The following is a 12,692-nucleotide window of genomic DNA, read 5'->3' as shown; positions in this document are numbered from 1 at the left end:
TCCAGCGACGGCGCGCGTTTGGCGGCCGGCGGGACGGCAATGTCGGCGACGAGCAGCGCGGCGCTCACGGCAGGGCCTCCAGCAGGGCGCCCGAGGTCGCCACCGCGCCGAACACGCCGCCCTGCATCTTGATCATGTCGATGGCTGCCAGATGGTTCTCCACCTTGGTCGCCGCGCAGCAATCCTCGAGCAGCAGGCACTCGTAGCCGCGGTCGTTGGCGTCGCGCATGGTGGTGTGGACGCAGACGTCGGTCGTCACCCCCGTGAAGATGATGTTGCGGATGCGTCTGGTCTGCAGGACGAGGTCGAAGTCGGTGGCGAGAAAGGTTCCCTTCCCGGGCTTGTCGATGATCGCCTCGCCGGGCTCGGGCTGCAGTTCGGGGATGATCTCCCAGCCCGGCTCGCCGCGCACCAGGATCCGGCCGCAGGGGCCCTGGTCGCCGATGCCCGCGCCGATGCGCTGCGACCGCCAGCGCTTGTTGGCCGGCAGGTCGGAGAGGTCGGGCTTGTGGCCTTCCCGCGTGTGGATGACGAAATAGCCCTTGGCCCGCATCGCCGCCAGCACGGTCTGGATCGGCCCGATCGGCGCGCGCGTCAGGGAAATGTCGTAACCCATTGAATCGACGTAGCCGCCCGGCGCGCAGAAATCGGTCTGCATGTCGATCACGACGAGCGCGGTGTTGTGCGGCCCGATGTCGCCGTCGAAGGGCCAGGGATAGGGATCCGAAGCCACCGTCACGGCGCCCGGCACGCGGGCTTTCTCGATGCGTTCATCGACAAGGCTCATGGTTTGGTCCTCACTTGACGATCGACAGTTCGCCGGGTGCCTCGCGCGCAGCGCTCTTGGAGCGGGCCGAGGCGATCATGATGAAAAGGGTCAGGATGTAGGGGGCGGCGTTGAAGAAGTAGTAGCCCTGGCTGATGCCGATGGACTGCAGCGACGGGCCGATGGCGCCGGCCGCCCCGAACAGCAGCGCCGCGAACACGCAGCGCACCGGGTCCCAGCGCGCGAAGATCACCAGCGCCACCGCCATCAGGCCCTGGCCGGACGACAGACCCTCGTTCCAGCTGCCGGGATAGTAGAGCGACAGGAAGGCCCCGCCGACGCCGGCGAGGAAGCCGCCCGCGGCGGTGGCGAGCAGCCGCACCATGTCGACCGAGACGCCCATGGCCTTGGCCGAGGCCGCGCTGTCGCCGGTCATCCTGAGGATCAGGCCCCAGCGCATGTTGCGGAAGGCCCACCACAGGAAGACCGAAAGCGCGATGCCGACGAAGAAAAGCGGGTTGACCTGCAGCGCCTGGGCGATGGAGGAATTGCCGGTCCAGTCGCCGAGCGGGATGGCTTCCAGCCGCGGCGCGGAGGGCTGGATGTAGGGCTTGCCGAAAAAGAAGGCGAGGCCGGTGCCGAAGCTCATGAAGGCGATGCCGACCGCGATGTCGTTGACCTTCGGCAGCTTGCAGATCCACCCGTGCAGCGCACCCAGAACGAGGCCCGCGCAGCCTGCCATCAGCACGCCGAGCCAGGGGCTTCCGGTCGTGTAGGAGCCGGCATAGGCGACCATCGCGCCCAGCACCAGATTGCCCTCGTGCCCGAGGTTGATGCGCCCGGACTTCTCGGTCAGGCACTCGCCGAGCGCCACGAACATGAAGGGCGTGGAGACGCGGATGGCCCCGCCCACCATGGCGATCAGCACGATGAAGAGGTCGGCGCCCGTCATGTCCGGTCTCCCGTCGTTCTGGCCTGCAGGAAGGGGATGCGCCCGTAGAAGGTCTCGGACACGAGCAGCACCACGAAGATGATGCCCTGGAGCACCAGCACGGTGGCGTCGGGCATGCCCATGCGGCGCTGGATCAGCCCGCCGGAGGCCGCGAGCGCGCCGAACATGATCGCGACGGGCACCACCGCGAGCGGGTTCTGGCGCGCCAGGAAGGCGACGAGAATGCCGGTGAAGCCGTAGCCGGCCACCAGCGAGGCGTTGGCCTGGCCATGCACGGCGGCGACCTCGTAGAAGCCGGCGAGCCCGGCGCAGGCGCCTGCAATGGCGCAGCAGGCGACGACGAGGAAGCCGACGGGCAGGCCTTGCGCCTTGGCGGCGCGGACGTTGCCGCCGGTCATCCGAGCGGCAAAACCGAAGGTCGTGCGCGTCATCAGGATCCACAGCGCGACGGCCAGCACCAGCCCGGCCGCCAGACCCCAGTGCACGGATGTGCCCGGCATGGAGCCGACGCGGTAGGCGTCGCCGATCGGCATGGTCGACGGCTTGTTGGCCGACGCCGGATCGCGCAGCAGGCCTTCGACGAAGAAATTCATGATGGCGACCGCGATGTAGGACAGGAGCAGCGACGAGATCGTCTCGTTGACGCCGCGATAGTGGCGCAGCCAGCCTGCGAGCCCGATCCACACCGCACCGACTGCCATCGCCGAGAGCGCCATCAGCGGCAGCGTCACGACCGGCGCGATCCCGCCGGTGACCAGCGGAATGGCGACTGCGGCTGCGGTGAAACCGCCAAGCACGAGGGCGCCCTCTGCGCCGATCAGCGTCAGCCCGATGCGGGCGGGAATGGCGAAGGCCAGCCCGGTGAGGATCAGCGGCGCGCTGCGCTGCAGCGTATTCTGGATCGAGAAGGACGAGCCGAACCCGCCCGTCCAGATCAGGCTGAAGAAGGTCGCCGGCGACTTGCCGAGCAGGATCAGGAAGACGGAGAAGAGCAGCGCCGAAGCGATCAGCGCGCCGAGCGGAATGACCAGCGCCTCGAGAGCGCGCATGGTGCGCGGGCCGAGGCTGATCGGCCGGGCGGCAGGGGGCGAGACGACGGCGGTCATGGCAGGGTTTTCCCATCCGAGAGGTCGCAGCACCCCCTCACCGTCACGCTTCGCGTGCCACCTCTCCCCCTGCCCGGGGGAGAAGAAGCGCCTGCCGCAGCGCCGGCGTCCGTCCAGCCTGGGCTCCTCTCCCCCGGGCAGGGGGAGAGGTGGCCCGAAGGGTCGGTGAGGGGGTGCTTCCTCACGTCGCGACCCCGTGCCCGCGCGATCAGGTGATCGAGCCGACCACGCCCTCGAGCAGGTAGTTCATGCCGTCGAGCACCGGGTCGTAATTGTCCATCGAGCCTTCGATCACCAGCTTGCCGGTGTTGTCCTTGAGCGGACCGACATAGATCGGCTTGCCGGCCTTCAGGGCCTCGATCGCCGCCTCGCCGGCCTTGACCGCTTCCGGCGAAGCACCCGCGCCGAAGGCCGAGTTGCGCAGCATGTCGTTATGGTAGCCGCCGGCGATGAAGTTCGGCAGCGCCTCACCCTTGGCCAGAGCGTCGGCGTAGATCTTGTAGATCGTCTCCCACTTGTACTCGGCGCCGGTGATGAAGCCCTTCGGCGCCAGCGGCGCCTGGCTGGCATTGTGGCCGCAGCTCTTGACGCCGCGCGTCTCGGCCGTCTCGACCACGACCTTCGGCCCGTCGACATGGCAGGTGATGACGTCGCAGCCCGCATCGATCAGCGCGTTGGCGGCTTCCGCCTCGCGCACCGGCATCGACCATTCGCCGGTGAAGATGACCTGCACGGTCGCGGCCGGATTGACGCTGCGGGCGCCGAGCAGCACCGAGTTGATGTTGGACAGCACCGACGGGATCGGCTTGGCCGCCACGAAGCCGATCTTGTTGGACGTCGTCGACAGGCCCGCCGCGACACCGTTCACGTAGTGCGCCTGGTTCAGGTAGCAGAAATAGCTGCCGGCGTTCTTCGGGTCGGTCGCCTCGTTCCACAGCGGCGCGGCGTGCCGGAACTGCACGTTCGGATACTTCTTCGCCGTCTCGACGACGAAGGGATTGTAGTAGCCGAAGGAGGTGGCGAGCACGAGGTTGGCGCCGTCGAGGTTGATCATGGATTCCATCGACTGGGCGACGGCGTCCGTCTCCGGCACCTTCTCCTCCTCGATGACGGTCACGCCCGGCACCTGCTTGAGGATGTCCATGGCCACGGCGTGGGCCTGGTTCCAGCCGAAATCGTCACGCGGGCCGACATAGACGGCACCGAGCACGATCGGCGTCTGGGCACGGGCGAAACCGAGAGGCAGAGCGCTCGCGGCCAGGCCGGCAGCGCCGGCCTTGAGCAGGGAACGACGGGAAAGCATCGACGTCATGGGAGGCTCCAAGGTTTGGGTGGGAGGTTGCAGGAAAGGCGGCGAGCCGCCGGGTTCGAAGAAGGGTCGGAACGGAGGAGGTCAGACCGCATGGGCGCGCGCCTCCGCCGGCTGCGGCCTGTCCTTGTCGCGCAGGTAGCCGCGCCAGCCGCCGAAATGAGAGATGTCGCGGGCGCCCTCGAGGCCCCATGGCTCGCAGAGGAAGCCCTTGACCAGGCTGCCGTCGTCGAGCGCAAGGCTGCCGATCCCCAGCGGCGAGGGAATGCCCGCCATGAAGTCGCCGAAGGCCGCGCGCGGCAGCGCCCAGACCTCGACCTCGATCGCCGCCCCGCCGCCGCGCTTGCGCACCATGCCGGGCCGGAACGGCGGTCCTCCTGCCAATGCATGCAGCGTGTACTCCGGCGCGGTTCGGCAGGCCTTGAGGAAGCGCGCGCCGCGGGAGGTGAGTTCGTGATTGAGCGGCAGGCCGGACATGTGCGCGCCGCAGACCGCGATCGCGATGTCGTCGGCGTCGACGACGCCGGCGGCCACCCGGTTGACCGGGCGGGCCAAGCCCGTCGCACCGAGCGTTCCTGCTTCGATGGCCAGAGCGACCGACGCGGCGCGGTGGTCCTCGCCCTTGCGCGCCAGCACGGTGAGGCTGCCCGGCCGCCCGTCTCCGCGCAGACCCGTCGGGACGGCGATCCCGCAAAGGTCGAGCAGGTTGACGAAATTGGTGTAGGTGCCGAGCATGGAGTTGGGGCCGATCGGATCGGCGGCGATCTCGTCCAGCGTCACGACCGTCGGGATGGTCGGCACGCAGAGCAGGTCGACGTCCTCCATCAGGTCCTCGCAGCGCCGCGCCAGCGCCTTCAGGCGATACAGGCCCTCGAAAGCGTCGACCGCGCTGAGTCTGAGCCCTGGCTCCAGAACGGCGCGGGTGGTCGGGTGCAGCGTCTCGGGCGCATCGACGAGACGTGCGCCCACGGCTGCCACCCGCTCGGCGAGCCAGGCGCCCTCGTAGAGCATGCGCGCGACCGCATAGAAGGGCCCGAAATCGATCTTCGTGACCGACGCGCCGGCCGTCCGCAGCCTGACCACGGTGCTGCGGAAATGCTCGGCCTGCTCGTCATCGCCGAACGTCTCGAGCGTCGCCTCGTCCGGAATGCCGATGCGGATGCCCGCGTGCATGGCGGTCAGCGGGCGGATCGCCACCGGCCGGGAATAGGCGTCATCCGCATCATAGGCGGCAGCGATGCCGAGAACCTCGAAAGCCTCGGCCACCGTCATGGCGAATATCGAGACCGTGTCCAGAGTGCGGCAGGCCGGCACCACGCCGCTGCCCGACAGGGCGCCGAGGGTCGGCTTCAGCCCGACGATGTTGTTGAGCGCGGCCGGCACGCGTCCCGATCCGGCGGTATCCGTTCCAAGCGAGAAGGCTGCGATGCCGCGCGCCACCGCGACGGCCGATCCCGACGACGAGCCGCCCGGCACGAGGGCCGGATCGATTGCGTTGCGGGGCGCCGGATAAGGGGACCGCACGCCCACGAGGCCGGTCGCGAACTGGTCGAGGTTCGTCTTTCCGATCAGGATTGCGCCGGCGGCTGTCAGCCGCGAGACCACGAACGCGCTCTCGCGCGGCACATAGGCGAAGTCCGGGCAGGCTGCGGTCGTCTCGAGGTCGGCGACGTCGATGTTGTCCTTCACCACGAAGGGAATGCCCCAGAGCGGCCTGCCGTCGGGAGTGCCCAGCGCACGGGCTGCGCGAAGCGCCTGCTCGCGCGTCTCGAGGATCAGGATCCCCGGATCCCCTGCGGCTTCGAGCCGACGGAACGCTTCGCCGACGACCGCTTCCGGCGAGACGCCCTCGGCATAGGCCCGTCGAAGCGCGTCGAGCGTGAAGGACAGGGTTTCGATCGCCGATGCCATCGCCCCGTCAGCTCCGGCGGAAGGAGACGGCGTCCGGCGTGCCGGCGCGGCGGAAAGCTTGGGGTCGAAGGGACATTGCGGCGCCTCTGCATGCACGAATATTGCTGTCGGAAGACGTTGCAGATTTCGCCGTTCGCGAAAATTGCTATAAACTCACCGTCCCGGTGCAAATTTGGCACCAGGGCTGGCGAGGGGCAGGAAAAATGAAGCATCTTCAGACATTTCGGTTGATCGAGGCGGTCGCTCGGGCGGGGTCGATGCGCAAGGCGGCCGAGGACATGAACATCACCGCCTCGGCACTCAATCGCCGCATAAACGGCTTCGAGGACGAGTTCGGCGCCGAGCTGTTCGAGCGGCTGCCCGGCGGCGTGCGGCTAAACCCTGCGGGCGAGCTTCTGCTGCACCACTACCGGGCCACGCTGTCCGACCTGTCACGGGTGCAGGGCCAGGTGGCGGACCTGTCGGGCGAGCGGCGCGGTCACGTGTCGATCGCCTGTTCGCAGGCGCTGCTGCCCTATTTCCTGCCGCAGCAGATCGCCCGCTACCGCCGCGACCATCCGGGCGTCACCTTCACCGTCAACATCCGCGACCGCTCTCAGGCGGAGCAGGAACTGGCAAGCTATTCGAGCGATCTCGCGCTGGTCTTCGAACCGGTCTACCTCGTCGATTTCGAGGTGATCCAGGCGGTCCCGCAGGCCGTCAACGTCGTGATGACGCCCGACCATCCGCTGGCCCGCAAGCCGGAACTGCGGCTGCGCGACTGTCTCGACACGCGCCACGTCGCGCCATCGCTGAAATACGGCGTGCGCCACCTGCTGGACTTCGCGGCCAAGCGCGGCACGCGCCGCGTCTCGCCCGTCGTCGAGACCGAGAGCTTCGAGCTGATCCGCCACTATGTGCTGCACGAGAAGGTGATCGGCTTCCAGATCCCGATCGGCCTGCGCGATCCCGGCGACGGATCGCTGCTGTTCCGGCCGATTTCCGAGCGCGACCTGCCGCCGGGAAACCTGATCCTCGGCCAGATGCGCGGCCGCACCCTCCCCGTCGCCTCGGCCCGCTTCGCCATGCAGCTCGCCACCGCGCTGAAGGACGTCACCGGCGCCGCCATGCAGTGAACCCGATGAGACAGGTCAGCGAGGGTCGGCAGGATCCGGGACTTCCCTGGCCGGCGCTGCAAAGCTCATGTTGCGGACGGCAGCCTTCCTGTCGCCAGTGCTGCGATCGCGCTTGAACACCGCTAGCCTGCCCGGGTTGCGTGCCCGCGCCTCGCGGATGAGCGGGAGCACGTCCCGACGGTCGGGACAATGGACGATGGTGCAGGCGACGACGTCGGCGACACCGTCCGCGACGGGGGAGAGTTCCGCCTCGTCGTTCAGCCACCTGTCGCCTATCTCGCGGGACGTGAGCAGCCAGCCGCAATAACCGGCAAAGCGGCCGCCCCGCATGAGGCAGACATGATGGCGCCGCTCGAGCTGCTGCTGGAGGGCGCGCACCAGGACGCGGCTGCGGAATTCGGAGAAGGGCGCCGTTGCGCTGAGGAAGGCGACGAGCAATCCGAGCGCCTCATGCGTCGGACGAAGCTGCCTGATCTCGAAGCCGCCATTCGTCGAACCAGGCTCCCCGGTCAATTGCCGCCTCCGCCGGTGCGCAGGTCCTCGATCGCCGCAGCGAGCCCCTTGGTGCTGATCGGAAAGCGAAGGGTCTGTCCGTTGGTGAGGACCATGGAAACGGCCACGTCCGGCACGTTCTTCATCCTGTCGACGAATTCGTTGGCAAGCCTGACGCTGGAGACGCAATGGCTGGCGTTGCAGCTCTGGTAGGGCAGAACGACGGCATCGGGCAAGCCGGCATCGATGCGCAGGCCACTGCTCAGGAGCACGTTCTGCGGGGTTTGCCAGATGCTGGTCAGCGACGCGCCGTCGCCGACGATCCGCCAGGACAGGAGGAGGCGCCGCGTTTCCTTGTGAAGGAGGTTCTGGACGATGGAGCAGGCTCGCTTGCCGTCGTCCCGTGTCAGGCATGCATGGCGCCAGTCGCCGTAAGCGCGCTGATCGCTCACCTGCACGCGCTGTCGGGATGCGTCGGCGTCGTGCCCGGCGCGCGGCTGAGACTGGTTCACGGGCGGCGTGTCCAGCTGCGAGGTACTGGCCGTCGATGTCGGGGCGCCGCGAACGAAATCGGAAACCTGGCTCCAGTTGGTGACCCCCACATACCCGCCGAGACAAAGTACGAAGGCAAGGCTGACCAGCACGAGAATCCGGCCGAAGCCGCGGGAGGGCGCCGGCACTTCGCGGTTCTCGTCATCCATCCGGAGTGGCATCGAGCCGTCTCCCGTGAAGTTCGAAATCGAAAGGGGCCGGTCATGCACGACCGGCCCCCCTTTTTCTGCCTGGAGGCAGCGATCAGAAGTTGATCCGCAGCCCGGCATTGGCGCCGTAGGACTGGTAGTCGCTTCCGAACTGCCCGGTGCCGGAGATGAAGCCCGACCAGCCGCTGTTCGCGCTCTTGAAGGTCAGGGTGCCCGTGACCTCGCCGAAGACGCCGTCGATGTCGTCCGAGAAGGTCGCGGTGTTGACGCCGTCCGAGACCGTCACGCTGTTGTCGTCGCCGAACTCGTTCCAGATCCGGCCGAGCAGCGCGGCTTCGGTGATCATGCCGCCGGCAGAGGCGAACTGGGCCCCCACCCGCACGCCGGCGCCGAGCCGGGCGCTGCTGCCGTCGTCGAACGAGACCGAGTGGCCGGCCGAAGCGACGTCGTCGACCGAGGTGTGGACATAGGCGCCCGAGACCAGAGGCTCGATGAAGGCCGTCCCCCGCGCCATGCGATAGCCGACGTTGCCGTAGACGCCGTAGTTGAAGACGTCGGCGTCGACGTCGATCGCCCCGAAGCGGTAGTCGGCGTTGAGGAAATCGCCCTTGGCCGTCAGGTCGGCGTAGAAGGCCCCGTTGTTGTAGGCACCATAGGCGCCGACGGTGCCGCCGCTGTAGTCGACGGAAGAGCCGTCCGAGGCAAAGTCCATGTCGGAGGCGACGTAGCCGCCGAACACGCCGAACCGGAAGAAGCCGTCGCCGGGAATGAAGTCGGCGCCTGCCAGCACGCTGTACGTGTTCTGGTCGGACGATCCGTCGACCCCGACGCCGCCGATCGTCAGTTCGCGGTCGCGCTCGGTCCAGCGGCCGCCGACCTTGCCCCAGATGCCCCCGTCCGGCGACGCTGTGGTCATCGGAGGCGCCATCTCGACGACGTCCGCGCCGCCGCCGCCCGATTGGCCGAACTGGCCGCCGTAGATGTGGTCTTCCACGCTGGCCACGGTATCGTAGAAGATCTGCTGCGCGCCCGTGACGATCGCCGGAGCGTTCTGCGCGCCCGGGCCCCAGTCGTTGACGAGTTCGTAGTCGTCGTCCCCGGCGTCGTGCTGGATGAACCAGGCAAGGAAGCCGTCCTGGATGTAGTCTTCGCCCGCGACCTCATAGTAGTCGTCGGACATGCTGGAGATGAAGAAGGCATCGTCGGCCGGCTCGTTGTCGTTGAGCTGGTACTCCACGACGTCGATTTCGGTGCCGAAGGTGCCGAGGCCCGTTCCCTGCGCCCGGCGGATGACGATTCCGGTCTCTCCGGAGATGTCGCCGCTGACCAGGAGCCGGTCGCTGGCGGCATCGGCGAAATCGACGTCGACGGCGAGATAGCCCCCGCCGGACGTCTCCTCCAGTTCATCCAGCACCATCGTCATGGTGCCGCCGAAATAGTCGCCGAGAATCGTCGTCGTGTCGCCCTCAACGCCGTCGGCCATGCTGAGGAAACCACCGTTCGAGAACGTGTCGATGTCGAAGGACGTGGTTTCGCTGACGCCGTCGTCGAAGGCGGTCTGGATCCAGCCGCTGTTGACGATCGTGTCGAATTCCGAGTCGCCATCGATATCGGTCTCGCCCGTCACGAACCAGGCACCGTTGTTCACCACGGAGTTGCCGACTTTGCCGACGTCGTTCGATCCACTCATCTGCACCCGGCCGGCGATGAGGCTGCCGGAACCGTTCTCCAAGTAGCCAGCGCCGCCGCTGGTCTCGACGATCAGGTCAGAGGCCGCGTCGGCATAATCGTCCATGGCGTCAGCGTCGAGGGGGCCGCCGTCGACGACGAAGCTCTGGAAGCTGGTGACGTCGGCCCAGAGCGCGACCGAATCGAACGTCGAGGCAGGCACCTCGGTCGCGTCCGGAGAACTCCAGGAGCTGTAGAGGAAGTGAGGCAGGTTGCGGCTGGCGATGATGCCGCCTTCGGTGTTGTAGATTTCGGTCGCGGCGCCAGTCGTGGTGCCCACCTTGTCGGTGTCGGTGCCCGAGACCTCGATGACCGGCTGGTCCGAGTCGCCGTCGCCGATGATGAGACCGGTCGACTGCACGCGGACCGTCTCGGCATCGTCCACCGCGATCGCCCGGTCGCCGGCGAGGATCCAGCCGTCATTGCCGATTGAGACGGTGCCGCCGTATCCGTCGAAGCTGTCGACCTCGCCGATCTGGATCGCATCGCCCCAGAGGCCCTGGATCAGGCCGCCGTCGCCGTTGATGACGAAGACGCCGCCGCGCCAGATGTCCTCCGCCTCGATGCCGTTCTCGCGGCCGAAGATCGTGCCGATGCCGTTGTCGACAACGACGTTGCCGTCGATGTTCCACAGGTCGATCGCGTTCTCGCCGCCCCAGACGAGGCCGCCCTGGTCGGGATTCTCGGTCGTGGCGCCATTGCCGAGCTGGAAGCCCGCGTAGAAGTCGGAATCGCCGTTGTCGACGAACAAGCCCTCTAGATCCGACACCTCGACCGCATGATCATCGATGCCGACGATCAGGCCGCTCCCGTTGTCGATGAGGACGAAGCCGCCGTCATCGCCGGCGCCGTCGATCTCGATGCCGTGATCCTGCCCCCAGATGCCGGTCGTGAAGCTCGTCCCGGCGAGCTGGCCGCTCGGGAAGAAGCCGTCGACCGCGTCGTTCAGCCCGCCGAGGCTAATGCTGCTGCCGGACCAGTTGTAGGTGTTGCTGTTGTCGATGATGATGTCGACGTCGGCATCCGTGATCTGGATACCGCTGCCGCCGACGCCGTAGATCAGGCCGCCGCTGTAGTCGACGAGGCCCGACGTGTAGCCGTTGTTGTTGATGACGACGTCGCCATTCTGGACGTTGTTGACGTCGATGCCGTTCACGCTGCCCACGAGGACGCCGCCGCCGAGGGTGAGCGGCTCGTCACCCGTGCCTGCACGGCCGCGATTGCTGATCGTCACGCCATCGGCACCGGACACGAGGTCCAGGTTCACGCCGTCACCCGCGAGACCGGCCACCAGGCCGCCGGCATTGTCGAGCGAGAATTCGCCGATGCTGCTCTGGTTGATGCCGTTGGTGCCCCCCACGATCGACTGGTAGCTGGCATTGGTGATCGTGCTGCTCGCCGCGCCCGTCACGTCGATGCCGTTGCCGACGCCGCTGATCGTGTCGTCGTTGTAGATCACGACGTCGCCGCCGACGTTGAGGTACACGCCGGCCCGGTTGACGCCCTGTCCGGTGATCGTGCCGTGGTTGGAGATGCTCGCACCGCCGGTGGTCGCGACGTGGATCGCCGAGCTGTTGCCGCCGAGGATCTCGCCGCCCTCCTCGTTCTCGATATCGACGTCGCCCGCGGCGCGGTCCGCGAGGTTGAGGTTCTGCGAGACGACGATGCCCATGCGCTCGAACGGCAAGGGGGTCGCATCTCCGCCCCCGATCTGTCCTGCGTTGGTGATGGTCAGGAGACCGCGCAGGCCGGCTAGCTGGATACCGTCATCCTCCCCTATGACGGCGCCGCTCTCGAGGACCGAAATGGTCACGTCGTCGGCATTGCCGGTCGCGCTCGCCGTGGCGTTGCCCGAGCCCGAGATCTGGATGCCGTCGCCGTTGGAATCGTTGCTGGTGACGGAGCCGGCGATCACGAACTCGAGGAGTTGCCCGTCCGTTGCGCCGCCCGGCACCACGAGGATGCCATGGCGGGTGTTGAAGGTGTCGGTGGCGTTGTCCTCGATCAGGATCGAGGAATTCTCGGTCACCACCACCCGGCCGCTGTTGTTCTGCGCATTGACCTGGAGCGCCGCACCGGCCACCGTCCCGGAGGCGATGGTGATAGTGCCCTCGTCCTCTACGTCATTGATGTCGACTACGCCGACATGGACGACCCAGTCGTCGCTTGCGGTCAAAGTCTGCGGATCGGTCTCGCCGGACGGCATGTCCATGCAGGTGATGAAGTTCGTGCCCACCGCGCAGTCTGCGCGGGCAGGCGTCGGCATCGCGATCAGGGCTCCGAGACCCGCCACCACGCCGGCCGTCAAGGCCGTGCCGCCCAGCAGCCAGCGCCGCTCCGACTTCGGAGCCGCGAAAAGCCGCGCCGCCCGCTTGGCGTTCACTCGTCCCGCCTTCTTCTTCCCCGTAGAAAACATCGATCCGCTCCCGTTCCTGGCCGGCAAGGCAATTCCAGAATTTGCTCGACGCAGCGCAGCCCTGCTCGGACTCCGGCCTCAAGTATCCCCTCATTTATTATCCGACGGCGAGGACGGCGGCGGTGAGGTTGTTTTGGCGGATCAACGCCTGGAAGCGCTGGATCAGGGCGCATAAGTCTGGCTCCGGCATGTTGGG

Annotated in this window: 9 protein-coding genes; 1 reads left to right on the top strand and 8 read right to left on the bottom strand. The window is 67.5% G+C overall.

What is annotated here, in order from left to right; genetic code table 11:
• Positions 1–64: 64 nt before the first annotated feature.
• The 5 genes from N1F91_RS13545 to atzF all read right to left on the bottom strand — a co-directional run bounded on the left by N1F91_RS13545 (position 65) and on the right by atzF (position 6,044).
• Complete coding sequence (locus N1F91_RS13545; RefSeq protein ID WP_289992832.1) at positions 65–787, bottom strand: isochorismatase family cysteine hydrolase; 723 nt, start codon at positions 785–787, stop codon at positions 65–67.
• A gap of 10 nt (positions 788–797) precedes the next feature.
• Positions 798–1,718: an ABC transporter permease gene (locus tag N1F91_RS13540; RefSeq protein WP_289992831.1), complete on the bottom strand. Its 921-nt coding sequence runs from the start codon at positions 1,716–1,718 to the stop codon at positions 798–800.
• Positions 1,715–2,824 carry an ABC transporter permease gene (locus N1F91_RS13535; protein ID WP_289992830.1) on the bottom strand — a complete coding sequence of 370 codons (1,110 nt, stop codon included), beginning with the start codon at positions 2,822–2,824 and terminating at the stop codon, positions 1,715–1,717. Before N1F91_RS13535 ends, N1F91_RS13540 begins: the two co-directional genes overlap by 4 nt.
• A gap of 208 nt (positions 2,825–3,032) precedes the next feature.
• Positions 3,033–4,136 carry a BMP family ABC transporter substrate-binding protein gene (locus tag N1F91_RS13530; protein ID WP_289992829.1) on the bottom strand — a complete coding sequence of 368 codons (1,104 nt, stop codon included), beginning with the start codon at positions 4,134–4,136 and terminating at the stop codon, positions 3,033–3,035.
• 81 nt (positions 4,137–4,217) lie between these two features.
• On the bottom strand, positions 4,218–6,044 hold the full coding sequence (gene atzF, locus N1F91_RS13525; RefSeq protein WP_289992828.1) for an allophanate hydrolase: 1,827 nt from the start codon (positions 6,042–6,044) through the stop codon (positions 4,218–4,220).
• Between the two features lie 203 nt (positions 6,045–6,247).
• On the opposite strand from atzF, the gene N1F91_RS13520 reads away from it, so the two are divergent.
• Complete coding sequence (locus tag N1F91_RS13520) at positions 6,248–7,159, top strand: LysR family transcriptional regulator (RefSeq protein ID WP_289992827.1); 912 nt, start codon at positions 6,248–6,250, stop codon at positions 7,157–7,159.
• A gap of 15 nt (positions 7,160–7,174) precedes the next feature.
• On the opposite strand, the gene N1F91_RS13515 is transcribed toward N1F91_RS13520, so the two are convergent.
• From N1F91_RS13515 to N1F91_RS13505, 3 genes are all read right to left on the bottom strand, one after another.
• Entirely contained in the window at positions 7,175–7,672 is a 498-nt protein-coding gene (locus tag N1F91_RS13515; RefSeq protein ID WP_289992826.1) for a hypothetical protein, read from the bottom strand.
• Positions 7,669–8,352: an invasion associated locus B family protein gene (locus N1F91_RS13510; RefSeq protein ID WP_289992825.1), complete on the bottom strand. Its 684-nt coding sequence runs from the start codon at positions 8,350–8,352 to the stop codon at positions 7,669–7,671. Before N1F91_RS13510 ends, N1F91_RS13515 begins: the two co-directional genes overlap by 4 nt.
• A gap of 94 nt (positions 8,353–8,446) precedes the next feature.
• Positions 8,447–12,496, bottom strand: coding sequence for an autotransporter outer membrane beta-barrel domain-containing protein (locus N1F91_RS13505; protein ID WP_289992823.1), 4,050 nt, complete (start codon positions 12,494–12,496; stop codon positions 8,447–8,449).
• Positions 12,497–12,692 lie beyond the last annotated feature (196 nt).

Origin of the sequence: Aquibium sp. ELW1220 (assembly GCF_030398385.1) — a bacterium.
Lineage (GTDB): Bacteria > Pseudomonadota > Alphaproteobacteria > Rhizobiales > Rhizobiaceae > Aquibium.
Note: the sequence above shows the minus strand (reverse complement) of the source record. Positions and strands in the feature narration are given on the sequence as shown.

Excerpts from the sequence above, each read along its gene's own strand:
- N1F91_RS13510 (WP_289992825.1), bottom strand. The coding sequence starts at position 8,352 with ATGGATGACGAGAACCGCGAAGTGCCGGCGCCCTCCCGCGGCTTCGGC.
- N1F91_RS13540 (WP_289992831.1), bottom strand. The coding sequence starts at position 1,718 with ATGACGGGCGCCGACCTCTTCATCGTGCTGATCGCCATGGTGGGCGGG.
- N1F91_RS13530 (WP_289992829.1), bottom strand. The coding sequence starts at position 4,136 with ATGACGTCGATGCTTTCCCGTCGTTCCCTGCTCAAGGCCGGCGCTGCC.
- atzF (WP_289992828.1), bottom strand. The coding sequence starts at position 6,044 with ATGGCATCGGCGATCGAAACCCTGTCCTTCACGCTCGACGCGCTTCGA.
- N1F91_RS13520 (WP_289992827.1), top strand. The coding sequence starts at position 6,248 with ATGAAGCATCTTCAGACATTTCGGTTGATCGAGGCGGTCGCTCGGGCG.
- N1F91_RS13535 (WP_289992830.1), bottom strand. The coding sequence starts at position 2,824 with ATGACCGCCGTCGTCTCGCCCCCTGCCGCCCGGCCGATCAGCCTCGGC.
- N1F91_RS13505 (WP_289992823.1), bottom strand. The coding sequence starts at position 12,496 with ATGTTTTCTACGGGGAAGAAGAAGGCGGGACGAGTGAACGCCAAGCGG.
- N1F91_RS13545 (WP_289992832.1), bottom strand. The coding sequence starts at position 787 with ATGAGCCTTGTCGATGAACGCATCGAGAAAGCCCGCGTGCCGGGCGCC.